The following is a 23,465-nucleotide window of genomic DNA, read 5'->3' on the forward strand; positions in this document are numbered from 1 at the left end:
AGCTTACTGCTGCTCTGTCAGATCATAGTCGTTGCGGTCACCGATCTTGATCGGCAGATCCAGTGCTTTGCCATTGCGGTTCACATTCAAGGTCATTTCATCGCCAACGCTCTTGGATTGAATGTACTCAATCAGCTCCGCAGCCGTGGCGTACTTCTGGCCGTCTGCACCAACAATGATGTCGTACTGACGCAAATCGGCTTCATACGCCGGGGAACGGAAAACGACCGAGTTCACGTAGGTGCCTTCTGTAATTTCGGTTCCCAGCTGTTCGGAAATTTGAGGCGTCAGTGTACCCAGGCTGGCCCCGATAAACGGCTGCGGCTCTTTCGGAACTTCTTCATTGTTCTTCAAATAGTCAAGCACTTCATTAATCGTCTCCGCCGGAATCGCAAAGCCGATGCCTTGAGCTTCTGCACTAACGGCTACGTTCATACCGATAACCTCTCCTCTAAGATTCAAGAGCGGCCCGCCGGAGTTACCAGGATTAATAGACGCATCCGTCTGAAGCAGATCCTCATAATTCCGATCGGCTTCACCGTTCTGGCCGGCAATGTCGATCTGGCGCTCCTTCGAGCTCAGTACCCCGGCGGTCACAGTATGCGAGAAGCCGTGCGGGTTACCGATCGCCACCAGCCATTCACCTACCTCCAGATCCTCCGAGCTGCCCAGCGGAATGGCAGGGAAACCGTCCTCGCCCTCAATCTTCAGCACGGCCAAATCCAGCTCATAGCTAGATCCCAGCAGCTTTGCTTCGTAAGGCTTATTCGTTCCCTCAACGGTAACCTGGATAAGATCCGCTCCGTGGATAACATGTTCATTCGTCAGGATATAGCCCTCTTTGTCAAAAATAAATCCGGAGCCGATGCCTGAAGGCTGCAGCTGCGAGGAATCGGCGCCGCCTTCGCTGCTACTGCCGCCTCTGTTACCTTGGGAGCCGTACTGGTCTCCAAAGAAATAACGGAAGATATCGTCATCCATGCTGCGGCCGCCCTGTCCCTGGCTGCTGACCATCGTCTCGATCAGAACGACAGAGGGGCTCGCATGATCGACCACAGAGGCTACGTCGCCCTGTCCGGAAGGTATCATTGCGGCTGCCGTGGACGCGCCGCCGCCTTGATTAGACGGAGCCAGCGCTGCGGCTACCTCACTGCCACTCCCCTGCGTGCCCAGCGGCTGGTCCGGTGTAAACAAATTGCTGCGATCAGCCACATACATGCTGCTTACCATGACAATCATACCGGCGAGGAAGGAGAGGAGCACTGCTTTTACCGGGTTCTTTTGCTTGCGGCTGTAGTTCCAGCTCCCTTTCGGCTTCTCACCGCCTCCATTACCGCCGACCGGGCGCTGCGAGCGGCCGGCTTCGAAGGAGGACATGGATGGAACCGGCTTTACCGGCTGGGGATGACTAACCTCCACCTCCTGCGGATCTCTGCGGACATAGTGGCTTTGGCTGCCCTCGTCTTGTTTCTCGGAGTCGCCCAATGACTTGAACGGTCCATATGAATAATAAGATGATGAGTTCGATGGTGATTCTGACTGGGTCTCAGATGCTTGACGAGGTTCAGCCTCACGTTCATATTCGCGGCCAGCTTCAGGCTCCCGCTTGTGCTCCTCGTCCTGCCCGTCTCCGAAGCCTCCAAACCGGTTTCTTTGATCGTCCATGCTTCTACCTCCTATAAGATCACCGTGCCTGCGGCCGGTGGCTGTGTTTGATATGCTCTTATTGTGTACTATAAACCTTAACGACACCTTAAAAACAATTAAAAAGGAGATAAAAGCTGTGTACGATCAACCTATGATTTTACCCAGCCCTTGCGGTGGGCAAAGATGGCCAATTGTGTCCGGTCCTCCAGCTCGCACTTCATCAGCAGATTGCTGACATGGGTCTTGACCGTCTTGATACTAATATGCAGCTCTTCTCCGATTTCCTTATTATTCTTGCCTTCGGCGATCAGCAGCAGCACTTCCTTCTCCCGCTCCGTCAGACCTGCCTGATCGTCCTGGGCTTGATGCTGACGGATGCCCCGTGTCAGTGCCTCCGATACGTCCCGGGTCATGACCGGCATCCCCCGGCAGGCTCCCTGCAGGGCGTAAATCAATTCATCCGCAGATACCGTCTTGAGAACGTAGCTTACAGCTCCGGCTTCGACACACTCCAGCACCAGCTCATCCTCCAGAAAGCTCGTTAAAATTACAATTTTCTGATCCGGGAACTCCTGCATGACCGCCCGAGTCGCCTCGGCCCCGTTCATCACCGGCATCATGAGATCCATCAGGATCAAATCCGGCATATCTTCCGGCCCGCTGCTGCGCAGCATGTCTAGCAGCTCCATACCATTCGCGGCCTCGCCGATGACCTCAAAGGCGGGCTCCAGCGACAAATATGTTTTGAGTCCCATCCGGACCATATCATGGTCATCGACCAGCAGTATTTTTACAGCCGTCATAGCTACCTCCCCCTGTTGCTCTTATTTCCTGCGTGGACCCTGCTCAGTATGTTCTGCTCCGCCCGCCATAAACAGCGGTATATGTACTCTCACCGTTGTGCCTGCTCCCCGGCGGCTCACAATCTCCACCTGTCCCCCCAGCTTGTCGGCGCGCTCCTTCATCGTGCTTAGCCCATAAGACCCCTGCTTGGGTCTGCCTTCATCAAAGCCCTTGCCATCGTCGCTGACGCTCAGCACGACCCGCTTCTCTTCCTCCCGCAGCGACAAGCTGATCATACTGGCTTCTGCGTGCTTGACGATGTTAGCAATTGATTCCTGGATAATAAGAAACAGCTGATGCTCGATTGCATCCGACAAGCCTCCGTACAGCTCGACCTCGCGTATCCCCTTCAAGCCGTTCTGGCGGCAGTAATCCGGGAACCAGCGCTCCAGCGCCTCCTCCAGCGTCTTGCCCTCCAGCTCCACCGGGCGCAGCTGGGCGATAAGTGCCCGCATCTGCTTCTGCGCCGTATGGGACATGGAGACGAGCTGCTCCAGCACCTGCTGTCCCTGAACAGGATCCTGCTTCAGGACCCCCGACAGCGAGGAAGCCGACATATGGATAGCGAACAGCTGCTGGCTTACCGTGTCATGAAGATCCCGCGCCATCCGGCGCCGTTCCTCCAGCACCGCAGACTCTGCTGCAAATTCCTTCTCCAGCACCTCTTGCTCGCCCAGGCGCTGCAGCAGCTTCATTTTGTTCTCAATCGCTTCTGTCATGGCATTAAATTCAGAATATACGCCGGCGAAGGATTCATCCTCTGCCTCCGGCATCCTCACAGTCAAATTTCCCTTGGCCACCTGCAGCATGTTCAAGTGCAGGAGATCCAGCGGGCGCTGAATGCGCTGCGCGGCAATATATCCTGCAATGACAGTAAACAGCAGGATACCGGCTGTGTAATACCACCACAGCCGGTGATCCCGAATCGTCAGATAGCCTCCCTCGCCCGCAAGGTACAGAAACAGCGCAACAACAGCCCCGATGGTCAGGAAGTACATGACAATGACCCACTTGGTATTTTTGACAAATCCCATCCGGTTACCCTACCTTGTTCACTTTGACATCGCCGATGAAGGCGCTGATATGAATCACGATCTTCTTGCTAGACTCGCGGTAATCCGGACTTTCCAGCCCGACACTGCTCAAGAAGCCGCTGCGCTTCTGTCCCAGCACCGACATATCGCCAATGAACGAGGTGGTAGAGACTCGGATGCCCACATCGAGATCATTCGGCACGAACACTTTAATGTCGCCGATGAAGGCTGAGATATTAATCTTGGTCTTGCCGTACGGAATCTGCGCCCGGGTAAGATCAATGACCGTATCTCCGATAAATTGCGAGATGTTGGTCGGCTTTAGTTCGAAATAATCCTTACCCAGATGAATATCGCCGATGAAGCTTGATTTATTCGTGTAGCGCTTGCTGTTACCGCAGTTATGGTATTCCTCGTACGCTCCATCATCGTCCTGATCTCCATATTCGTAGTGACTGTCACCCTTGTGGCGGGATCTCCTGCGGCTGCTTTCGTATTCCTGCTCCTCATGACGGTCGCTGTAATCCCGATAGCTGCTGTCCCCCTCCCGCCTGTTACGGTCTGCATCCCGGGGACCCTTGAGATCCCGGTCGCCGGAGCCAAATCGCTGCTCAAACACCTCATCCAGCGACGATTCCAGCTCTCCCGGTGCGGGAGGAGGCGGCGCATCATGCGCATCATATGCATCATTCTCACGCCCAGGCTTGCGATAGTCATCATCACTTGCCTCCTTAAAGGCTTTATCCCGCTTGCGCTTCGGACTAAAGATAACGTACAATCCGCTGCCGATCAGGATCACAGGCACTGCAATCCGCAGCAGGTCTCCGAATGAGAACCAGAGCAGGTTCAAGTTATGCCCCAGGAAATACACGCCGATAATGAGCGGGATGAAGGAGCCTAATACGGCGCACCCGTCTTGCTTTGCACTGAAGATGCCCTGCAATCCTGCATAAATCAGAATGACCGGCCAGAATGTGGAGAACAGCTCACCCAGACTGAAGCTCTGGATTCCCAATTCATTTAAGATAAACAGCGCGCCGATGCCAATCAGCAGCAAGCCGCCAAACAGCTGGTTCCATGTTTTTTTACTCATCCCTGCATCCCTTGCCTTTCTTTAGTTCCTTATGTGATATGTACAGTGTACGACAACCAGCCTTCGATTGAACAGCTGCGGCGGGATGAAACTGGAATCGGTCTACAGACCGATAGGCTGGGAATGGATACCTTTTTCAGCAGTTGCCGGCCATCGTACTCCAATCGTAAAAAAGCTGTCCCCTGCAGATGACACTCTGCGCAAGGGACAGCTTCTGATGGGTACCATCATATAAAATGCAGGTTAGCGGTTCGTTTTCGGGTTGTTCGTCTGGCTGAACTCAGCAAACTCCGCATCGTATTTCTCGTTCGGTGTGCTGTAGCTCTCCTGTACCTTTTTGGCACCCTGCTCGGATACCTTGCGGCTCACGTTTTCCTGGCCAAACTCCTCGTTGTACTTCTCGTTCGGTGTTTGGTAGCTTTCTTGCACTTTTTTCTTGCTCATGATTGTCACCTCCCTGTAGTCTCAATACCTCATCCTCTTCGGGGACTGCTCCCCGAACCATAGTATGTGACGGACCGATGCTCAATATACAGGGATTGCGAAACCTCCGCAGTGCGAAAGCAGCTTGCAGAAATGACTTAAATGGCCTCATCCAAAAAAGAAGAAGGCAGGTAGCGGTACGTAGCTATGGCTTCGCCCACGCGCTCCAGCATTTCCTGGGTGCAGCGGCCGGAGCCCCGTTTGATGACCTGCACCTCGACATCTTTTTTGCCCCATTCCTTAAATACCTGCTGTGTCGTAGTAAAATACAAATCGATCTTGGAGCCTTTAATGGCTGAACCGATATCCGCCACGATGCCGTAGCCGTAATCCGGAATATATATAATGCTGCCGATGGGAAACACCTTGGGATCTGCTGCAATAGTGGACAACGCTTCCCGGTCCCGCTTCACCTTCACGCCGGAATACGTAATCCCGTACTGCGGATGTCCCGGCTTCTTGCCGGTTGATTCATAACCGGCCGTGTAGCCGGTCGCCGTTACCTTTACCGTTCTCAGCACCTGATTCGACCGCGGCGCCGAGACGGGAACGGAAGGATCGCGTTGCTCCTCCACCGGCCTATGAAGCTGCCGCTCCTTTGCATGATGCACGAGATACTGCCCCAGCTCGCCCATGCCTGCGGCATGAAACGCGTACAACCGTGAAATCTCCACAAAATAGCTGCCCTGGATAACCTCTTTCCCGGAATCCGTAACGCTATAGGAATCAGCGGACACCGGCAGCAGCCGTGCTGCTGCTTCTGCGGGTGATACTCCGCCCCACCATATTAACGCCAGACCCGTGCATAACAAAAGCCTCTGCCATAGATTCCAATGCTTCATGTGAATACCTCCCCCTTACTAGCGAGGGTTCCCACACGATCCTTGAAATATACCTATGAACAGAGGCTTGCTCTTACCTGTACCCTGGCGTTAGACCGCGCGGGTCGTCAATTCTTCACGAAGCTTTTGGATGACCTCGCTCAGCGGCTGCGCCCCGAGATCTCCCTCACCGCGCTTGCGGACCGATACAGCCTGTGCTTGCTGCTCGTTCTCACCGACGATGAACATATACGGAATTTTTTCCAGCTGGGCTTCACGGATCTTGTAGCCCAGCTTCTCGTTCCGAAGGTCCGCTTCCACAGACAGGCCGGCTTTTTGCAGCTGCTCGGTGACCTCCTTGGCATACCCGTCAAATGCGGTCGATACCGGGATGACCTTCACCTGAACCGGAGACAGCCACAGCGGCAATGCCCCTGCAAAGTTCTCCAGAAGGAACGCCGTGAAGCGCTCCATGGTGCTCAGAATACCGCGGTGAATCACGACGGGACGATGCTTCTGTCCATCCTCACCGACATATTCCAGCTCAAAGCGCTCTGGCAGCAGGAAGTCCAGCTGTACCGTGGAGAGGGTCTCCTCTTTGCCCAGGGCAGTCTTGATCTGAACGTCCAGCTTCGGACCATAGAACGCCGCTTCGCCTTCTGCCTCGAAGAACGGCATGTCCAGGCTCTCTACAACCTCGCGAAGCATACGCTGTGACGTTTCCCACATCTCGTCATTCTGGAAGTACTTCTCTGTATCCTCCGGATCGCGGTAGGACAAGCGGAAGCGGTAGTCTTCAATGCCGAAATCCTTATAAGCGGTCTTGATCAGCTCAATTACCCGCGCAAACTCTTCCTTGATCTGATCCGGACGGCAGAAGATGTGCGAATCGTTCAGGGTCATCGCGCGTACGCGGTGCAGACCGGTCAATGCGCCGGACATTTCATAGCGGTGCATCATTCCGAGCTCGGCGATCCGGATCGGCAGATCTCGGTAGCTGTGCATGCTGCTCTTATACACCATCATATGATGCGGGCAGTTCATCGGACGGAGCACGAGCTCCTCGTTGTCCATGACCATTTTGGGGAACATATCCTCCTGGTAGTGCTCCCAGTGGCCTGAGGTTTTGTACAGCTCTACATTTCCGAGGACCGGTGTATACACGTGCTGATAGCCCAGCTTCTCCTCCAGATCTACAATGTAGCGCTCCAGCGTACGGCGCAGCTTCGCACCGTTCGGCAGCCAGATGGGAAGTCCCTGTCCAACGAGCTGCGAGAAGGTGAACATCTCCAGCTCCTTGCCCAGCTTGCGGTGATCGCGCTTCTTCGCTTCCTCCAGCAGGCGCAGATGCTCATCAAGCTGTGCTTTTTTGACAAAAGCTGTACCGTAAACACGCTGCAGCATCTTGTTCTTGCTGTCTCCACGCCAGTAGGCGCCGGCAACGTTCATCAGCTTGAACACCTTGATCTTGCCTGTCGAGGGCAGATGCGGACCGCGGCACAGGTCGAAGAATTCACCCTGCTCGTAGATCGTAATAACACTGTCCTCCGGGAGCGCTTCAATCAGCTCCACCTTGTATGGATCACCCAGATCTCCGAAGATCGACAGTGCTTCCTGCCGGCTGACCTCCTTGCGGACAATCGGAAGGTTCTCGGACACAATTCTTTCCATTTCCTTCTCCAGCTTCTGCAGGTCCTCCGGATTCAGCGGCTCCTCCAGATCCATGTCGTAATAGAAGCCGTCTTCAATAACAGGACCGACGCCCAGCTTTACGGATTTCTCCCCGTACAGGCGCTTGGTCGCCTGTGCGAGCAGGTGAGCCGTGCTGTGCCGCATGACCTCCAGGCCTTCCGGTGAATCCAGCGTTACAATTTCAACCAGGGCTCCTTCTTGCAGCGGGGCCGCCAAATCCACAACGATGCCGTCCATTTTGCCAGCCGCCGCGTTCTTGCGCAAACCGCTGCTGATGGAAGCGGCTACGTCTTCAATACTGCTGCCTTCTGCATATTCCCGGACCGAGCCGTCCGGCAGCTTGATGCTGATTGCCATGCTACATTCCTCCAACATAAAAGTGGTGTATTTTCGCTCCGTCACCGGAGCCGGATATTTTCACGTCTGAACGCCATCACTTTTTGCAGGACAATATAAAAAGCACCCGTCCCGCAAAGGGACGAGTGCTACACTCGTGGTTCCACCCTAATTCGATCCCGCCGCGCAGCCTGCCATCGAGGTCATGGTTGCTTGGAAGAATCCTTCATTGGCATGAGGTAACGGTCATGATCCGGCGAAGCCTACTGGTCTCTTCAGGACTAGCCTTGGAGCTTGGTTCGACGACGCAGCTACAAAGGGGTAAATCTGCAGGTTCACCGGAGGAAATTGCAGCCTGGTTTCCTCTCTCTGAAGCGGTGCTGTCTTCTGAACAGATTCATGTCTTTGTCGGTGCTTTTCTAACGTAAACGTGAATTATCAGTTATTATAATCCCGTCCGGCGTGCAGCGTCAAGCCTATGTGATTCAGCCCCTCGATAAACGGAGTGCACTCCTGACAGCTGTAGCAGACCTCAGCCCGATGATCAAAAATCTGAAGCAGTGTCCCGATGACCGGTAATCCCGGCTGGCGGGTATGAATGATAAGCCTTGCCGGCGCCGCCGAAATCAGCGTGCTGACGACCATATCCTCGACTTCCATCTCCTGATCGAGCCTTTCCATGACGAGACCCTCCTGCTTGCCGGCCTCAATCGGCTTCAGACTTCCGTCGAGCAGAAGCAGATCTTCTCCGCCCCGATGAATCACATGAACCAGCGGAGTCAGCGGCTCTTGAAAATAGACGAAATATTTGAGCAGGCTAATAAATTCTTCATATTGCTGGTCCAGCATATACTCATCCACCGCATACTCGGCCAACTCCCGCAGCTCCTGCTCATAATCGCGAAGCCGGAACGCCAGCAGCCCATCGAGATTCAGCTCGGCGCTTTCGGCAAGGCACTGCCGTATGGTGCGGTCCAGCTTTTGCCGGCGCCGCCGGGCGAATTCCGCCGAGGTGCCCTCATCCTTTTCCAGCAGCTGCAGAAAGCAACGGAGCACCTGCTCCAGCTCCTCGCCATCCTGAAACTCAAACTCCTCCTGCAGCAGTCTTGCCGCAATCTCCTGCTCCTTCTGCTTGGCAATGTACGCGGTGACGGCCTCCGATATTTCAGCCCGCAGCAGCTCCCCGCTCATGCCCCAGGATGTCAGCGGCAATTTACCGGAGCAGGTCCAGATGACCCGGTTCTGACTGGCACTGAATTTGAATTTCAACGGCTTGCACTGCTTATGTAATGCCTTCTGCTTGTCTAGAAAAATGCGGTAAAAGCTTTCTTTCTCCAGCTCGGTGCGCGTGTTGACCGTAATGCTGAACAGCTCCATGGAATCGCTCCTTTCGGGTTCCCTTGTTCAGTATATGGGAAGCCTGATGGGGATATACGGAGCCCGCTTTTGGAAAAGTGTGTTATGTCTCTTCCAAGCATCAAAAAGCCCCCTCAGCCGTAAGGGCCAAAGGGGCATGTCCTGATCCCAAATCAGCAGCCGACATCCTGCAGATTATGGGGTCCGGTCTTAGTTTTGCATGATAAAGTCACGCTCTACAGAGGAATTACCGTCAAATGTACGCAAAATCTCATATCGGGTGTTCCGCTGTGCCGGAATATATCCCGCTTCCCGAATCATCGTCAGAATCGTTTCAATGTTGACCTTGTGTACAGCCCCTGCTGCTGACACTACATTCTCCTCCATCATGGTGCTGCCGAAATCATTGCAGCCGTAGGAGAGCGACAGCTTGCCGACTTCTGGCCCCATCGTGACCCAGGAGGACTGCAGGTTCGGCACATTATCAATCGCCAGCCGGCCGACGGCTACGCTCTTGAGGTACGCCTCCGGCGTTTCGCGCTCGCGCTTCAGGTTCGTATTGTCAGGCTGGAACGTAAATGGAATAAAGGCCAGGAAGCCCTTGGAATTCCAGCCGTTCTGAATGCACTCGTCCTGCGCATCCCGTATCCGGTGCAGATGCAGAGCCCGCTCCTCCATCGTCTCGCCCAATCCGATAACCATGGTCGCCGTCGTATTCATGCCAAGCTGATGCGCTGTCTGCATAACGTCCATCCATTGACGCCAGCTTCCCTTCAGCCTGCTCACCTTGGAGCGAATCCGGTCATCCAGAATTTCTGCGCCGCCGCCCGGCAGGGAATCCAGTCCCGCATCACGCAGCTCCCGTACAACCTCGTGCAGCGGAAGGCCTGATACCTCGACCATTTTCATAATTTCTGCTGGGGAGAAGGAGTGCATGGTAATATTGGGAAACCGCCCTTTAATTTTGCGGAGCAGATCTGTGTAATAGCTGAACGGCAGGTTTGGATTTGTTCCGCCTTGCATCAGGATTTCGGTGCCATTGACATCCTCGGTTTCCTGGATTTTTTGCAGAATCGTTTCGTCCGACAGCACATAGCCCTCTTCATGGCCCGGTCTGCGATAAAATGCACAGAAACGGCAGTACACATCACATACGTTCGTATAATTAACATTCCGGCCGATGACGAAGGTCGTCACGGGATCCGGATGCTTGCGCTTGGTCATAATATCGGCGGCGTGGCCGATCTTCTCCAGCTCATCACTTTCAAACAGCCGTGTGGTATCCTCCACCTGCAATCGCTCGCCCCGGAGCGCTTTGTCTAAAATACGGTCAATTGTGCCCATATGTAAATCCTCCTTTACTCCTTCGACGAGAAGGCCTTTCCTCATTTACGGTGTATACATGTCTTCCTTCCCATCGTATCACATCAGGACCGCAAAAACGACATCCCTTCGCTTTCAGGGATGTCGTTTATGTTACAGCTTTAGATGCTTGCCTCCAGCGCCTGGCTTAAATCGGAGATCAAATCATCAATATCCTCCAGTCCTACGGAGAAGCGGAGCAAGCCGTCTGTAATGCCCCGTTCATGACGCACCTGCTCCCCCATCGCGGCGTGAGACATCATGGCCGGGTACGAAAGGATGCTCTCGACCGCGCCCAGGCTCACCGCAACCAGCGGCAGCTTCACCGCATTCAGCACCTCCTTGGCGCGCTGGCCAGAGCCAACATCAAAGGAGACGACCGCGCCATAGCCGCTGCTCTGCTTCTCATGAATCTCCCGGCCGGGATGGTGAAAAAGCCCGGGATAATGGACAGCTTGTATATCGCTGCGCCCGCTCAGCCAGGCTGCCAGCTTCGCTGCACTCTGCTCACTGTGCGCCATCCGGGCGCCCAGGGTCTTCATGCCGCGCATCAGAAGCCAGGAATCCTGCACGCCCAGCACGGTGCCCAGTCCGTTTTGCAGCTGCTTGAGGCGTTGTCCCAGCTCCTCTGTCCGGGCCACCGCAAGACCTGCCAGCACATCACTGTGTCCTGACAGAAACTTGGTGGCGCTGTGAAGCACAATATCAACACCAAACTCAATCGGCCGCTGGTAAAGCGGCGTCATAAAGGTATTGTCCAGTATTGTAAGCAGCCCCTCTTCCCTCGCCCAGCAGCTGACCGCTTCGATATCGGTAATTTTGAGGGTAGGGTTGGACGGAGTCTCCATGTATACAGCCTTCGTGGTGCTTCTTAGGGCCTCCTTAACCTGATCCAGATTCGTCATATCGACGAAGGTACACTCAATGCCCAGCCGGCTCAGAATGCTCGTCAGCAGCCGGTATGTGCCTCCATATACATCCTCTGTGACGATCACATGATCACCGGAGGAGAGCAGCATCAAGGTGCTTGAAATGGCAGCCATGCCTGATGCGTATGCGAAGCCGCAAGCGCCTCTTTCCAGCTGAGCAATGTAATCCTCCAGCACTTGGCGGGTTGGATTGCCGGAACGACTGTAATCATGGAGCGGCGGGCTGTGGATATCATGATGGTGAAAGGTCGAGGCCTGATACAGCGGAACACTTGACGCTCCAGTGGCCTCGTCGATTTCCTGCCCGAAATGCAGAAGCCGGGTTTCAAATTTCAGCTCGTTGGGGCCGGCTGCGTTCCGATGCCCTTCCCGGTTCGAATGCTCCCCGCTCATGACCGCGTCCCTCCTTCAACCTCAGCCGCCGCTTTGGCAAGCGCCTGGCCCAGATCCTGAATAAGGTCCTGCTCATGCTCAATCCCGACCGAGAAGCGCAGCAGGCGTTCATCAACACCGACCGCCTCACGGATTTCAAGAGGAATATCGGCATGGGTCTGCACCGCAGGATACGTCATAAGAGACTCTACGCCCCCCAAACTTTCGGCAAAGGCAATCAAAGAAATATGGCGGAGAATTGGCTCTACATAGCGCGCATCCTTCACCTTAAAGGACAGAATGCCTGTATTTCCGCTGGACTGCTTGCATTGAATGTCATAGCCAGGGTGATCCGGCAGGCCGGGATAGAACACCTGCTCCACAGCCTCATGGCTGCTGAGGAAGTTGGCTACAGCCAGCGCATTCTGCTCATGGCGCTCCATCCGCAGCGCAAGGGTCTTCATGCCACGCATCAGCTGGTACGAATCGGACGGACTTAGCACGGCGCCGATGGAATTGTGAAGAAAGGCCATTTTGTCCGACAGCTCTTTACCTTTCGTTACGATCAGACCCGCCAGCACATCATTATGTCCGCCCAGATATTTCGTCGCACTGTGCACAACGACATCTGCCCCCAGCTCGATCGGGCGCTGAAAGAACGGTGTCAGCAGCGTATTGTCAACGATGGACAGCAGGCCGTGCCGGTGCGCCCAATGGCTGACGGCTTGAATATCAGTAATCATCATAAGCGGATTCGTCGGTGTCTCGATAAACACCGCCTTCGTGCTCGGCTTCCGGCAGCTTTCCAGTGCGTCCAGGTCGTTGGTATCCACGTAGCTTGCGCTGACGCCAAAACGGGACAGGATCGCCTCCAGTAGCCGATAAGTCCCGCCGTAAAGGTCCAGCGAGACGATTAGATGGTCCCCCTGGCTAAACAGGGCAAACACCGTTTGCAGGGCAGCCATACCGGAGCTGCAGGCGAAGCCGGCATCGCCGGACTCAAGTCCTGCACAAGCCTCCTCCAGCACCTGCCGGGTCGGATTTTTGGTGCGGATGTAATCAAAGCCCGTGCTCTGGCCAAGCCTTGGATGGCGGAACGCCGTAGCCTGGTATATTGGAAAATTGATCGCGCCGGTAACCGGCTCCTCCACCGACCCAATCTGTGCCAGGCGGCTTTCTATGTTCAACTGGTTTTTGTCCACGCTTGGTATACTCCTCTCCAGATACCTATCCTTGACATGATATTTTAGTTTTGCGGACCGATGTCATACGGCGTCGCTTGATAGACATAGTAATTCAGCCAGTTCGAGAACAATAAGTTGGCATGGGCCCGCCAGATTGCCGGCGGCTTGCGCGAAGGATCATCTGAAGGATAATAATGCTTCGGAAGCTCGACCTCCTGGCCCTTGGCGGCATCTCGTTCATATTCCCACCGCAGCGTATCCGCGTCATATTCGGAATGACCGGTAACGAAGATCTGGCGGCCATCGCGGGAAGACACAAGATAAATGCCCGCCTCCTCGGACTCGGACAGAATTTGAAGATCCCCGTGCTGCTCAATATCCTCCCGGCGCACCTCCGTATGGCGGGAATGCGGAGCATGAAACATCTCGTCAAAGCCGCGCAGCAAAGGCACCGTGGGGTCACTGGTCGTATGCGGGAACACCCCGAAGCATTTGTCAGGCAGTGTGTACTTCGGCACGTCATAGTGATAGTACAGTCCCGCCTGGGAAGCCCAGCAAATATGGAGCGTCGAGGTCACATTATCCTTGGTCCACTCCATAATCTCCCTCAGCTCATCCCAATAATTCACGTCCTCAAAATCCAGCTGCTCCACCGGAGCACCTGTAATAATCATTCCGTCGAACCGGCGGTGCTTCACTTCCTCGAAGGTTTTGTAGAACGCCTCCAAATGCTCTGCCGACGTGTTCTTGGATGTATGTGAGCTCGGATGCAGCAGTACGACATCGACCTGCAGCGGGGAGTTCCCGATCAGGCGCAGCAGCTGGGTTTCCGTCGTTTCCTTGTTCGGCATCAGATTCAGGATTGCAATCCGCAGCGGACGGATATCCTGTTGAAAGGCATGACTCTCATCCATAGTGAAAACATTCTCCCCTGCAAGCACTTCCTTAGCTGGCAGGGTATCCGGAATTTTAATGGGCATAAAGTGTTCCTCCTTCTTGGATTCCATCAAAAAAATGACCCTTCTCTATAACTGAGAAAGGTCATATGTACGTAAACGTAGATTATGATTCTCTCTCATCTGTCAGGGTGCCGTAAATGCCTGTCCCGGCATTCACTTCATCCTGCAAGAATTAGCACCGTGCGATATTGCTGCCGGTTGCCGGGTTTCATCGGGCTAGTCCCTCCACCTGCTCTTGATAAGATTGACAACGATATGAAATTTTAATAATGACTGACACGAATCACTTCTGACATTACTTTAAAACATTCTTTTTTTCCCGTCAAGACGGTTTAAGGCGCATTTTGAAGAACCTGTTTCTCTTTTCCTTCATACGGTGAGATGAGGGCCTTGAATGCGCGGAATTCAGCCTTGAAAGGTCCCTAACCCGGCGTTATACTAGACGAGTGCTAATCGTTTGCAGGGAAAGAGGTGACATAAAAATGGACGGTGACCCGGGCCAGAGGCTTGTACTCCGTGACATACAATCGCATAGGAGACCCATCAGCTTCCCGGCCTGCGGCGACGTTATTTTTATGGTGATTACATAAATATAATGAACCCATTCAGGCTGGCTGCTGATACCTGTGCCTTATTCAACGACCGTATCCACGTGTTCTGTGAAAAGGAGGATATCAGATGAAGATCCGACTGGTAAACGCCGGCGTTTTTACTTCGGTGGATGACCTTGAAACGACCCTCACTCCGCCAGCCGAGGGCTTCTACTGGATAGATGCGGATCTGGAGGATCTGGCTGCGCTTCAGCCCTTATTCTCTCTGCATGATTTGGCGGTAGAGGACTGCTTGACGGAAGAGGAGCAGCGTCCCAAGATTGAAATTTATGAGAGCCATTATTTTATCGTTGTGAACAGCATCCGATTTGATGATGAAGAGATCTTTCTGCGGGCGCTGAATATTTTTCTCGGACGGCATTTTATTATTACAGTGACCCGCCAGAAGATTCATGAGCTCCGTGCCATCAAGCCTCTGCTGTGGGAAGAGGAAGTGAACTCCCCGGACCGGTTCCTGTATGTTCTGATCGATCTCGTCACCGATAATTACTTCACGGTGGGCGACCGGATCGAGGTGCGGATCGAGCAGCTGGAAGAGGATATTCTAATGCATACCAAGAAGTCGCATCTCAACGAGATTGTCGGGCTGCGCAGTGAAATTCTGTGGCTGAAGCGTGTTCTCGGGCCGCAGAGGGATGTGATCCATACCTTAAATAAGAAGGATCTGCGATTGATTGACGATCAGCTTCAAAAGTATTTCAGCGACACGTACGAGAATGCGGTCAAGATCTCGGAAATCTTCGAAACGTACCGCGATTTGATGGGCAACCTGCGGGAGGCCTACCAGTCCAGTATCGCGATCCGCGCTAACGAAACGATGAGCATTTTTACCGTAATCACGACCATCTTTATGCCGCTGACTGTCATTACTGGCATCTATGGCATGAATTTTGATTTCATGCCGGAGCTGCACTGGAAATATTCATATTTCATTGTACTGGCGGTCATGGTTGCCGTGGGCTTCGGAATGTATTATTTGTTCCGCAAAAAAGAATGGCTTTAGTTACAAGAGAGGCTGTCCCAAAAGATCCAGGGTCTTGCGGAGGCTACTGAAAAAGTCCTGACTGAATCGAAGAAGGTACTGCACCCGAAATAATTAAGGGAGCAATACCTTTTTTTGATGTAAAATAAGGTTAACGCAAAAGATGGTGTATCCGCCAGCGAAGGCGTGGTCGCTGCAGAAAGAGGGGGCTTCCGATCGCTGTTGTCCCCAGAAAACAGGTAACACAAAGAAACCGCCCTTTGGCAGAATGGAAGTGTCTAACAACCATCTAATAAGGAGCGGCTTCATTTGTACAAATCTTTATTTTTTGCTTCATATTTCCTTCAATTGAGCTGCCTCGTTAAACAAGATTTACTTTTGGGACAGCCTCTTTCAAATGAAGCGCTCTGCCTACACGGCCCGCCGGCCATGTGACTCCGCTTCCCGCCGGTACCGGATTCGTATGAGCCGCAGCCGTTCGTACAGCTGCTCCTGGGACAGCCCTTCTCTCTCCTCTTCCCCGTAAACACGCTGCAAAATCGGCTTTAAAAAGGTGTCCCCAAGCTCCTCCAGCGCCTTCCATACATGGTCCTGCTCCTCTTCCGGCATGACGGCAAGCTCGGCAGAGATCAACGGCTCCGTATTATATCCTGCCTTCTCCAGCGCTTCCACAGCCTCAATGACCGCGCGCCGGGACATTCCGGTGACCTCGCTCAGTGCCTCCATATTCAGGCTCCGCGCAATGCCTTCCAGCAGCTGCCGGTTGGTCCGATATTTCTCCAGCTCCAGCTTGTATTTCTGCTCCTTCTGCGTATATAACCAGGACATGAACTCATCCTCCTCCAGAGCAGCCTCAACCCAGTTTAAGGGAAAGCCATGCACCCTCTCCACACGGGATGTCATTTCAAGCCAATCCTCCCCGTGCTCCTGCGCCTTGGTGCTGCCGATGCCCGGCAGCTGCAGCAGCTCCTCCTGCGTCTTCGGAATGAAGGCGCTGATCATTCGCAGCACCCGGTTACTCGCGATGAAGTAGGGTGCCTTTCTGCCTGCCGCCGCCTTTCTTCTTCGCCAGGCGCACAGCTCACTGTACAGCTCTTCACTGCCGCAGCGCTCGCTGTAGCATTGCAGGCGCAATGCGTGCCGGTTGCTGCTCCCGCTCTCCTCCGGCTCATGGAAGACACCGGCAATGACCGGCCGATAGCCTAGTGCAAGCTTCTGCGCGAGTCCATGGCGGTACACACAGAGCAGCTCCTGCCAGGACCCTCCCTCATACCAGGCTTCATCGCCGCCTTCTCCCTCCCCTTCCGATCCGCGCCAGCCCAGGTACCAGCTGCCTTCCTCCTCACCAATCCATAGCTGCGCTGTTTCGTGTCCACCCGACCCCGGGCGGCTCATCTGGTTCATAAACACGATATCCATACCTCTTCCTCCCTTATTCCTAAATATTTCAGCACACGCACACGCAAAAAAAAAAGCACCCTCCATCTCGCTTTCGCAGCGAATGAAAGGTGCTTCCCTTTAATACTTACGTCCGTTATACTGTTACTCTATATATTATCCAGGATTTGTAACAAGGTCAATCCCTATTATTTTGAAGCTTTGTTTTGTCCCATCTTAATTTTGCGTTATAATGTTTCGTATTCAGAGCACGCAGAAAAGGAGCATTTCTACTCATGGATCAAGACAAAGAGCAGCTTGACTATTTATCCGACAGCACGGAATCAACCTCTACACGGTTCGTTACCTTTATTGGACCGTCCCTGAAGCGCTTCGATCTCGCAGTGACCTCCACAGATCGTTTTTACGGCAAGAAGCTCGTGACCGATTTGCAGTTCGGACGCTCGGCGATCCTGGCCGATGATGATCTGGAGGAAGAAGGCTTACTGGAGCGCACCTTCCGGCTGGAGCGGGAAGAGGCCGACGATATGCGCAGCTTTTTAAGCCTCGTACTGGGCAGCCCTCATTTTACGGACTGATCTGCGGCAGAATTCATAGGCTACAATAAATAGAAGACATGGCATCGCAGGATGATCTCCCGCATCGCCATGTCTTTTATAGGTTTGATTTCAGAAGAGCATCACTGCAGCTTCAGCCTGTCTTAGCCCTTCGCAGCCAGCTTGCCCAGCATCAACGCTCCGCACAGCCCTGCATTGTCTGCCAGCTGCGGCGGCACGATATACTGGTCAATGCCTTCATTCAGGCTCGGATGAGGGACATAGCCGTTCAGCAGCTCCTGCAGCTTGGTCCGAATCAGCGGGAACAGCTGCGGCTGCTTCATCACACCGCCGCCCATAATGATCCGCTGCGGAGACAGAATCAGCACATAGTTCATCAACGCCTGCGCGAGATAATAGGCTTCCATGTCCCATGCCGGATGATCCGGCGTCAGCTCTGCTCCGGCAACGCCCCAGCGTTTACCAAGGGACGGACCTGCTGCCAGACCCTCCAGGCAGTCCTTGTGGTACGGACAGGTGCCTTCATAGCGGTCCTCCGGATGACGGCGCACCAGGATATGTCCCATTTCGGGGTGGGATAGTCCATGCACGAGCTTGCCGCCTACCACGGCCCCTGCACCGACGCCTGTGCCAATCGTAATATACAGGCAGCTATCCAGACCCTGTGCTGCACCCAGCGTATACTCGCCCAATGCGGCTCCATTGACGTCGGTGTCGAAGCCGACAGGGACATCGAACCGCTCCTTCAAGGCATTCACAACATTAAAGTTGCTCCAGTGCGGCTTGGGGGTTGTCGTGATCGATCCATACGTCGGACTGCCAATCACGGGATCAATCGGTCCGAAGAAGCCTGCTCCGATCGCTTCAACCCCTTGATCTGCAAAAAAGTCATATACCTGCGCCATCGTCTCTTCCGGTGTCGTCGTTGGAAAGCTTGTTCTCTCCAGAACTGTCCCGTCCTCCGTTCCGATGCCGCATACAAATTTGGTTCCTCCTGCTTCAATGGCTCCCAATCTCATCTCTGTCATCCTCTCGCAAGCTGTTTATATGTAATTAAAAATAGCGCCTTAAACAAGCCAAGCACAGCTCAAGGCGCTGATTCAAACTTGTAATACTCCGTGTTGCTACGACACGCTCGCCGCGCCAATCAGATGGCTAAGGCTCTTCATCTCCAGCTCTTCCAGCTTGGCATGCGCCACCTGATCGTCAATGTGAAGCAGACACTGCCTGATTTCACATTCCAGCGGGACCTCACAATGAATTTCAGCAAGCCGGCGGGACAGGTGCAGCATGTCGAGATCAGCTTCGATCTTGGCCCGCACGCCTTTCGCCAGAGCATCCATATTCGCAAGGATCCCCTCAATGGATCCGAACTGCTGAACCAGCTTTAATGCCGTCTTCTCTCCAATGCCCTTCACTCCGGGGTAGTTATCGCTGGTATCGCCCATAAGCCCCTTCATGTCAATAATTTGCCGCGGGGTCAGCCCCTTCTCCTCCAGGAGCACCTGCGGTGTATATTTCAAATAATTTCCGTGGCCCTTCTTCATAATAATAACCGAGGTAGAGTCATCAACCAGCTGCAGCAGATCATGATCTCCCGATAAAATCATAATATGCATCTGGTCTTTATACCGGCAGGATAAGGTACCAATGCAGTCATCCGCCTCATAGCCCTCCATCCCGAGATTCGGAATGCCCAGGCTGTCGGTCACCTCACGCACCAATGAAAACTGCGGCACGAGATCCAGCGGTGCCTCCGGTCGGTTGCCTTTGTAAGCGGCAAATTCTTCACTTCTGAAGGTCTTCGATGCCATATCCCAGCAGCAGGCAACATGGGTCGGCTTAAACTGGTCAATTGCATCCCATAAATATCTCAAAAACCCGTACACCGCGTTTGTGGGCAGGCCGGATTTCGTTCTGCGGATATATCCGCTCGACGCTGTGGCATAATACGCGCGGAACAATAGAGCCATACCGTCAACGAGCATCAGGGACGGCTGCGGTAATGTTGTCATATCTAAAGCTCCCCTTTCTCTCAGACTTACATACAGCTCGTTTCAGTATATCATATTCCGCATTTCGAATGGCGGGGAAAACGCAGCTTACGCCTTCCAATTCTCGTTAAAGACCTCTTCCTTGAAGCCGACCGTCGTCTTCGCTCCGTCACTGACGATCGGGCGCTTGATCAGCATTCCGTTAGAGGACAGCAGGCGGATTTTTTCATCATCGGTCATGCCGGCGAGCTTGTCCTTCAAATTCATTTGCTTATAGACTTCGCCGCTAGTGTTGAAGAACTTCTTGATATCCAGCCCGCTTCCCTGAATCAAGGCCTGCAGCTCCTCTGCAGACGGCGGTTGATCCTTGATATGCTGAAGCTGCAGCTCATGGCCTTCGCCTTGCAGCCATTTCACGGCTTTTTTGCAGGTCCCGCAGGCGGGATAATGATATACGGTTAATAAACTCATCGCACGACACTCCTTTAAAGAAATCTAATCTTATAAAACAATCCAGCCGCATGCTCTCGCGTCTCACATCTCACATCTCACATTGGAAACAGCGTCTCGTGCTATCTGTCATCGCCGTGCTGTATCAGCCGGCTTCGCAGCAGCGACATATCCTGGGGCAGCGGCGCCTTGAAGATCATTTCCGTTCGCTGGATCGGATGAAACAGCGAAAGGCTGGCGGCATGAAGAGCCTGCCGCGGGATCAGCGCATCCAGACGCTCCCACTCTTCTTTACGCTCCGGCTGCAATAATTCCTGAGGATACATGGTATCGCCGATCAATGCATGGCCCAGGCTGCTCATGTGCACCCGAATCTGATGGGTTCGCCCGGTCTCCAGCTTCAGTCCCACCATGGACGCCCAGTCTCCGTAGCGCTCCTGTACCTCATACCGGGTCAGCGAGGGATAGCCGGAGGGCGTGACTATCCGGCGGTGCGGCTCCTCGGGATCACGATCGATCGGGCCTTCCAGCTCGCCTTGAGCCTTAGCGGGAACCCCATGCACCAGCGCTATATATCTTTTGTCTACGGTATTGGCAATCATTTGCTCTGAAATATGCTGATGAACGTATGGGTTCTTTGCAATGCAGAGCACGCCGGAGGTATCTTGATCCAGACGGTGGACCGCCCGGAAACGATACTTCAAGCCCTGCTTCTCCCAATAGTCCACCACACCGTTGGCCAGCGTTCCCGTGTAATGTCCATGAGTCGGATGAACAATAACTCCCGGAGGCTTGTTCAGCACCAGCAGATCCTCATCCTCATAGAGGATGTCCAGCTCCATCGGCTGCGGCAAAATATCCGCCGAGGTCTCCTGCTCCATCCGGATTTCGACCCGGTCCCTCGCTTTGACGGCTGCGCTGATATATACCCGGACACCGTTAAGCTGAATTCCTTCCTCCGTCAGCTTCAGCCGGGACAGGAGCTTCCGGGACACCCCCATCCGCTTCTGCAAAATGGTCTTGAGCAGCATCCCGTCCTCCTGCTCTGAAACCATATAAGTGATTGGCGGGTAATACTGCGTCATACGTTTACCGGAACACCTTTCCGCTGCGCTCATATTCTACATCCGGCACACCGGCACGAACATTCGCGGTTCTCGCTGCCACGAAGAAGTAATCGGATAACCGGTTCAAGTATCGAGTCACCTCATGGTTAATGTCCACCGTACGGGACAGTGTAACCGTCAGTCGCTCGGCACGGCGGCAGACGGTGCGGCAAACATGAAGGGATGCCGCAAGGTGGCTGCCCCCCGGAAGAATAAACCGTTCAATCGGCGGATTCTCCTCTTCAAAGAGATCCACCCACTGCTCGAGCTGCTCCACCATTCCGGCATGAACCTTAACCTGATCTTCTTTAGGCTTGGCATAGGCCAAATCCGAGCCGCAGTCAAACAGCTCGTGCTGAATCTGAAGCAGCTGTTTCGCCAGCTCGGTAAAGCCGGCGTCCTGCGCAAGGCATAGCCCCTGACTCACGAAGCTGTTCAGCTCATCGATGGTGCCATAAGCCTCGATCCGGGGATCATCCTTGAGCACGCGTCCGCCAATGATGGAAGTCTCTCCAGCATCGCCGGTTCTTGTATACATTTTCATGAATTTTGCCCTCCATATCACTACACAATTTCGTGGTTCAGCTATTCTCACGTCTCACTATATCATATCCCGCTCTCGACGAAAAAGAGGCCCTGCAGACTGCCGCAGGGCCTCATAAAGGCTCAGCCTACTTCTTCTTCGGCTGGGCTTTCATATATTCATTAATCTTGAGATCCAGCAGGCTGCTGATCTCGATCACAATTTCAGAAGTAAAGGATTGCTCTTCCAGAAAGATCTGCTCCATTCTCTGTCGAAGCAGATGGATTTCTTCTTCTAGGGAAATGTCCTGCGGTTCAGAGTCTGCCGTCTCTACGTTCCACTCTTCACGGTCAGAACGTTCTGCTGTGAGATCACCGCTGTAATGCGACAGTTCGTATTCACAGAACATAAGCTTCCCTCCTTGATAAAGTATTTCTTCTCCCGAAACAAAATTATATCATAGTTTTGAGTTATGAAAAGATTTATTTTTGCTAAATCAAGGAAAAGGAACAACTATCTTCTTGTCATACTAACTTTTCGACAAATTTCCCCATACGCTTCAATGCTTCGTCAAGCTGCGCAATCGACGTAGCGTAGGAGCAGCGAATAAAGCCCTCTCCTCCCGAGCCGAAGGCTGTGCCTGGAACTGCTGCTACCTTGGCTTCTGTGAGCAGGCGCTGCGCGAATTCCTCAGAGGACAGGCCCGTGCGCTTGATGCTCGGGAAGGCATAAAAGGCGCCTTGCGGCTCATGGCAATCCAGTCCAATCTCACACAAGCCTTGAACAATCATTCGGCGGCGCTGGTTGTAGGACTCCACCATCCGGTCCTTCTCCCCCAGTCCGTTTCTCAGCGCTTCCAGCGCTGCCACCTGGCCCATAGCCGGTGCGCACATGACTGTGTACTGGTGAATCTTGGTCATGGCCCCAATCAGGTCCGGGTGGGCACAGGCATAGCCCATTCTCCAGCCGGTCATGGCGAATGCTTTGGAGAAGCCGCTGACGAGAATCGTCCGGTCTCTCATGCCCGGCATCGAGGGGAAGCTGACATGAGTGCCGTCATACGTCAGCTCTGCATAAATTTCATCCGAAATGACGATGAGATCATTCTCCTCCACCACTTTTGCAATGGGAAGCCAATCCTCATACGTCATTGTGGCCCCTGTCGGATTGCTTGGATAGCACAGAATCAGTACCTTGGATTTCGGTGTGATCTTGGCTTGAAGATCTTCTGCTGTCAGCTTGAAATGGTTATCCGCGGTCGTCTCGATGCCCACGGGAATGCCGCCGCTAATCGACGTAATGGGTGAGTAAGAGATATAGCACGGCTCCGGAACGAGAATCTCATCTCCCGGCTCCAGCAGCGCACGCAGTGCAAGGTCAATCGCTTCACTGCCTCCGACGGTAACAAGCACCTCGTCTTTGGGATCATACGAAACCTGAAACCCCTTCTCCAAATAACGGGAAATCTCTTCTCTCAGCTCCGGCATGCCCGCATTTGATGTGTATTGAGTAAATCCCCGCTCCAAAGAGTACACGCACGCTTCTCTGACATGCCATGGAGTTACAAAATCCGGCTCCCCGACGCCCAGTGTAATAATATCCTTGTTCCCGCTGACCAGATCGAAGAACTTGCGGATTCCTGACGGCTGAATATTCTTGACTCCCGTGGCCAAATAAGAGCTCATTGATTTGTTGTCATTTCCGGTTGAACGTTCCTGATTCACAATCATATC

Annotated in this window: 23 protein-coding genes and 1 riboswitch; of the genes, 3 read left to right on the top strand and 20 right to left on the bottom strand. The window is 53.6% G+C overall.

The window, feature by feature from the left end; translation table 11 throughout:
• Positions 1 to 3: 3 nt before the first annotated feature.
• From E6C60_RS15550 to thrS, 7 genes are all read right to left on the bottom strand, one after another.
• Positions 4 to 1,665 (bottom strand): S1C family serine protease, encoded by a 1,662-nt coding sequence (locus tag E6C60_RS15550; protein WP_138226677.1) that lies wholly within the window; start codon positions 1,663 to 1,665, stop codon positions 4 to 6.
• A 131-nt stretch (positions 1,666 to 1,796) separates the two neighbouring features.
• Complete coding sequence (locus tag E6C60_RS15555) at positions 1,797 to 2,450, bottom strand: response regulator (RefSeq protein ID WP_138226678.1); 654 nt, start codon at positions 2,448 to 2,450, stop codon at positions 1,797 to 1,799.
• 21 nt (positions 2,451 to 2,471) lie between these two features.
• Positions 2,472 to 3,524 (bottom strand): HAMP domain-containing sensor histidine kinase, encoded by a 1,053-nt coding sequence (locus tag E6C60_RS15560; RefSeq protein WP_138226679.1) that lies wholly within the window; start codon positions 3,522 to 3,524, stop codon positions 2,472 to 2,474.
• 4 nt (positions 3,525 to 3,528) lie between these two features.
• On the bottom strand, positions 3,529 to 4,617 hold the full coding sequence (gene liaF, locus E6C60_RS15565; protein ID WP_138226680.1) for a cell wall-active antibiotics response protein LiaF: 1,089 nt from the start codon (positions 4,615 to 4,617) through the stop codon (positions 3,529 to 3,531).
• Positions 4,618 to 4,860: 243 nt separating this feature from the next.
• Positions 4,861 to 5,061 (bottom strand): hypothetical protein, encoded by a 201-nt coding sequence (locus E6C60_RS15570; protein ID WP_233281033.1) that lies wholly within the window; start codon positions 5,059 to 5,061, stop codon positions 4,861 to 4,863.
• A 137-nt stretch (positions 5,062 to 5,198) separates the two neighbouring features.
• Complete coding sequence (locus E6C60_RS15575) at positions 5,199 to 5,735, bottom strand: 3D domain-containing protein (RefSeq protein ID WP_233281254.1); 537 nt, start codon at positions 5,733 to 5,735, stop codon at positions 5,199 to 5,201.
• Between the two features lie 297 nt (positions 5,736 to 6,032).
• On the bottom strand, positions 6,033 to 7,970 hold the full coding sequence (gene thrS / locus E6C60_RS15580) for a threonine--tRNA ligase (RefSeq protein ID WP_138226682.1): 1,938 nt from the start codon (positions 7,968 to 7,970) through the stop codon (positions 6,033 to 6,035).
• Positions 7,971 to 8,197: 227 nt separating this feature from the next.
• On the opposite strand from thrS, the gene E6C60_RS15585 reads away from it, so the two are divergent.
• Complete coding sequence (locus tag E6C60_RS15585; protein WP_138226683.1) at positions 8,198 to 8,377, top strand: hypothetical protein; 180 nt, start codon at positions 8,198 to 8,200, stop codon at positions 8,375 to 8,377.
• A 10-nt stretch (positions 8,378 to 8,387) separates the two neighbouring features.
• On the opposite strand, the gene E6C60_RS15590 is transcribed toward E6C60_RS15585, so the two are convergent.
• From E6C60_RS15590 to metA, 5 genes are all read right to left on the bottom strand, one after another.
• On the bottom strand, positions 8,388 to 9,326 hold the full coding sequence (locus E6C60_RS15590; RefSeq protein WP_138226684.1) for a putative sporulation protein YtxC: 939 nt from the start codon (positions 9,324 to 9,326) through the stop codon (positions 8,388 to 8,390).
• A gap of 189 nt (positions 9,327 to 9,515) precedes the next feature.
• Positions 9,516 to 10,649: a cyclic dehypoxanthinyl futalosine synthase gene (gene mqnC / locus E6C60_RS15595; protein WP_138226685.1), complete on the bottom strand. Its 1,134-nt coding sequence runs from the start codon at positions 10,647 to 10,649 to the stop codon at positions 9,516 to 9,518.
• 140 nt (positions 10,650 to 10,789) lie between these two features.
• Positions 10,790 to 11,989 carry an aminotransferase class I/II-fold pyridoxal phosphate-dependent enzyme gene (locus E6C60_RS15600; protein WP_138226686.1) on the bottom strand — a complete coding sequence of 400 codons (1,200 nt, stop codon included), beginning with the start codon at positions 11,987 to 11,989 and terminating at the stop codon, positions 10,790 to 10,792.
• A complete protein-coding gene (locus E6C60_RS15605; protein WP_138226687.1) occupies positions 11,986 to 13,170 on the bottom strand; it encodes a PLP-dependent transferase in 1,185 nt (394 codons plus the stop codon). Before E6C60_RS15605 ends, E6C60_RS15600 begins: the two co-directional genes overlap by 4 nt.
• A 44-nt stretch (positions 13,171 to 13,214) precedes the next feature.
• Positions 13,215 to 14,132, bottom strand: coding sequence for a homoserine O-acetyltransferase MetA (gene metA, locus E6C60_RS15610; RefSeq protein ID WP_138226688.1), 918 nt, complete (start codon positions 14,130 to 14,132; stop codon positions 13,215 to 13,217).
• Positions 14,133 to 14,224: 92 nt separating this feature from the next.
• Positions 14,225 to 14,356, bottom strand: a riboswitch (SAM riboswitch).
• 433 nt (positions 14,357 to 14,789) lie between these two features.
• Between metA and corA the strand changes: the two genes are divergently transcribed.
• A complete protein-coding gene (corA, locus tag E6C60_RS15615; RefSeq protein ID WP_138226689.1) occupies positions 14,790 to 15,725 on the top strand; it encodes a magnesium/cobalt transporter CorA in 936 nt (311 codons plus the stop codon).
• A gap of 390 nt (positions 15,726 to 16,115) precedes the next feature.
• Here corA and E6C60_RS15620 read toward each other — a convergent pair whose 3' ends face one another.
• A complete protein-coding gene (locus E6C60_RS15620) occupies positions 16,116 to 17,123 on the bottom strand; it encodes an HRDC domain-containing protein (RefSeq protein ID WP_138226690.1) in 1,008 nt (335 codons plus the stop codon).
• Positions 17,124 to 17,377: 254 nt separating this feature from the next.
• Between E6C60_RS15620 and E6C60_RS15625 the strand changes: the two genes are divergently transcribed.
• A complete protein-coding gene (locus tag E6C60_RS15625; protein ID WP_138226691.1) occupies positions 17,378 to 17,680 on the top strand; it encodes a DUF3055 domain-containing protein in 303 nt (100 codons plus the stop codon).
• Between the two features lie 122 nt (positions 17,681 to 17,802).
• Here the strand turns inward: E6C60_RS15625 and E6C60_RS15630 are convergent, their stop codons facing one another.
• The 7 genes from E6C60_RS15630 to E6C60_RS15660 all read right to left on the bottom strand — a co-directional run bounded on the left by E6C60_RS15630 (position 17,803) and on the right by E6C60_RS15660 (position 23,462).
• Positions 17,803 to 18,678, bottom strand: coding sequence for an ROK family protein (locus tag E6C60_RS15630; RefSeq protein ID WP_138226692.1), 876 nt, complete (start codon positions 18,676 to 18,678; stop codon positions 17,803 to 17,805).
• A 105-nt stretch (positions 18,679 to 18,783) separates the two neighbouring features.
• On the bottom strand, positions 18,784 to 19,674 hold the full coding sequence (locus tag E6C60_RS15635; protein WP_138226693.1) for a 5'-3' exonuclease: 891 nt from the start codon (positions 19,672 to 19,674) through the stop codon (positions 18,784 to 18,786).
• Between the two features lie 87 nt (positions 19,675 to 19,761).
• Complete coding sequence (locus tag E6C60_RS15640) at positions 19,762 to 20,124, bottom strand: arsenate reductase family protein (RefSeq protein WP_138226694.1); 363 nt, start codon at positions 20,122 to 20,124, stop codon at positions 19,762 to 19,764.
• 101 nt (positions 20,125 to 20,225) lie between these two features.
• The gene (locus tag E6C60_RS15645) at positions 20,226 to 21,188 is read right to left on the bottom strand and encodes an RluA family pseudouridine synthase (protein WP_138226695.1); all 963 of its coding nucleotides are present in this window, start codon (positions 21,186 to 21,188) and stop codon (positions 20,226 to 20,228) included.
• Positions 21,189 to 21,192: 4 nt separating this feature from the next.
• Positions 21,193 to 21,753 (bottom strand): cob(I)yrinic acid a,c-diamide adenosyltransferase, encoded by a 561-nt coding sequence (locus E6C60_RS15650; protein ID WP_138226696.1) that lies wholly within the window; start codon positions 21,751 to 21,753, stop codon positions 21,193 to 21,195.
• 127 nt (positions 21,754 to 21,880) lie between these two features.
• Positions 21,881 to 22,141 (bottom strand): aspartyl-phosphate phosphatase Spo0E family protein, encoded by a 261-nt coding sequence (locus E6C60_RS15655; protein ID WP_138226697.1) that lies wholly within the window; start codon positions 22,139 to 22,141, stop codon positions 21,881 to 21,883.
• A 115-nt stretch (positions 22,142 to 22,256) separates the two neighbouring features.
• Positions 22,257 to 23,462 (bottom strand): aminotransferase class I/II-fold pyridoxal phosphate-dependent enzyme, encoded by a 1,206-nt coding sequence (locus E6C60_RS15660; RefSeq protein WP_138226698.1) that lies wholly within the window; start codon positions 23,460 to 23,462, stop codon positions 22,257 to 22,259.
• Between the last annotated feature and the right edge of the window lie 3 nt (positions 23,463 to 23,465).

Origin of the sequence: Paenibacillus algicola (assembly GCF_005577435.1) — a bacterium.
GTDB classification, from domain to species: domain Bacteria; phylum Bacillota; class Bacilli; order Paenibacillales; family Paenibacillaceae; genus Paenibacillus_AQ; species Paenibacillus_AQ algicola.

Coding starts and splice junctions, on each gene's coding strand:
- liaF (WP_138226680.1), bottom strand. CDS start 4,617: ATGAGTAAAAAAACATGGAACCAGCTGTTTGGCGGCTTGCTGCTGATT.
- mqnC (WP_138226685.1), bottom strand. CDS start 10,649: ATGGGCACAATTGACCGTATTTTAGACAAAGCGCTCCGGGGCGAGCGA.
- E6C60_RS15590 (WP_138226684.1), bottom strand. CDS start 9,326: ATGGAGCTGTTCAGCATTACGGTCAACACGCGCACCGAGCTGGAGAAA.
- E6C60_RS15620 (WP_138226690.1), bottom strand. CDS start 17,123: ATGGATATCGTGTTTATGAACCAGATGAGCCGCCCGGGGTCGGGTGGA.
- E6C60_RS15630 (WP_138226692.1), bottom strand. CDS start 18,678: ATGAGATTGGGAGCCATTGAAGCAGGAGGAACCAAATTTGTATGCGGC.
- E6C60_RS15645 (WP_138226695.1), bottom strand. CDS start 21,188: ATGACGCAGTATTACCCGCCAATCACTTATATGGTTTCAGAGCAGGAG.
- E6C60_RS15585 (WP_138226683.1), top strand. CDS start 8,198: ATGATCCGGCGAAGCCTACTGGTCTCTTCAGGACTAGCCTTGGAGCTT.
- E6C60_RS15560 (WP_138226679.1), bottom strand. CDS start 3,524: ATGGGATTTGTCAAAAATACCAAGTGGGTCATTGTCATGTACTTCCTG.
- E6C60_RS15550 (WP_138226677.1), bottom strand. CDS start 1,665: ATGGACGATCAAAGAAACCGGTTTGGAGGCTTCGGAGACGGGCAGGAC.
- E6C60_RS15660 (WP_138226698.1), bottom strand. CDS start 23,462: ATGATTGTGAATCAGGAACGTTCAACCGGAAATGACAACAAATCAATG.
- E6C60_RS15625 (WP_138226691.1), top strand. CDS start 17,378: ATGGATCAAGACAAAGAGCAGCTTGACTATTTATCCGACAGCACGGAA.
- E6C60_RS15575 (WP_233281254.1), bottom strand. CDS start 5,735: ATGGGCGAGCTGGGGCAGTATCTCGTGCATCATGCAAAGGAGCGGCAG.
- E6C60_RS15650 (WP_138226696.1), bottom strand. CDS start 21,753: ATGAAAATGTATACAAGAACCGGCGATGCTGGAGAGACTTCCATCATT.
- E6C60_RS15635 (WP_138226693.1), bottom strand. CDS start 19,674: ATGACAACATTACCGCAGCCGTCCCTGATGCTCGTTGACGGTATGGCT.
- metA (WP_138226688.1), bottom strand. CDS start 14,132: ATGCCCATTAAAATTCCGGATACCCTGCCAGCTAAGGAAGTGCTTGCA.
- E6C60_RS15555 (WP_138226678.1), bottom strand. CDS start 2,450: ATGACGGCTGTAAAAATACTGCTGGTCGATGACCATGATATGGTCCGG.
- E6C60_RS15640 (WP_138226694.1), bottom strand. CDS start 20,124: ATGAGTTTATTAACCGTATATCATTATCCCGCCTGCGGGACCTGCAAA.
- E6C60_RS15600 (WP_138226686.1), bottom strand. CDS start 11,989: ATGAGCGGGGAGCATTCGAACCGGGAAGGGCATCGGAACGCAGCCGGC.
- thrS (WP_138226682.1), bottom strand. CDS start 7,970: ATGGCAATCAGCATCAAGCTGCCGGACGGCTCGGTCCGGGAATATGCA.
- E6C60_RS15655 (WP_138226697.1), bottom strand. CDS start 22,141: ATGTTCTGTGAATACGAACTGTCGCATTACAGCGGTGATCTCACAGCA.
- E6C60_RS15570 (WP_233281033.1), bottom strand. CDS start 5,061: ATGAGCAAGAAAAAAGTGCAAGAAAGCTACCAAACACCGAACGAGAAG.
- corA (WP_138226689.1), top strand. CDS start 14,790: ATGAAGATCCGACTGGTAAACGCCGGCGTTTTTACTTCGGTGGATGAC.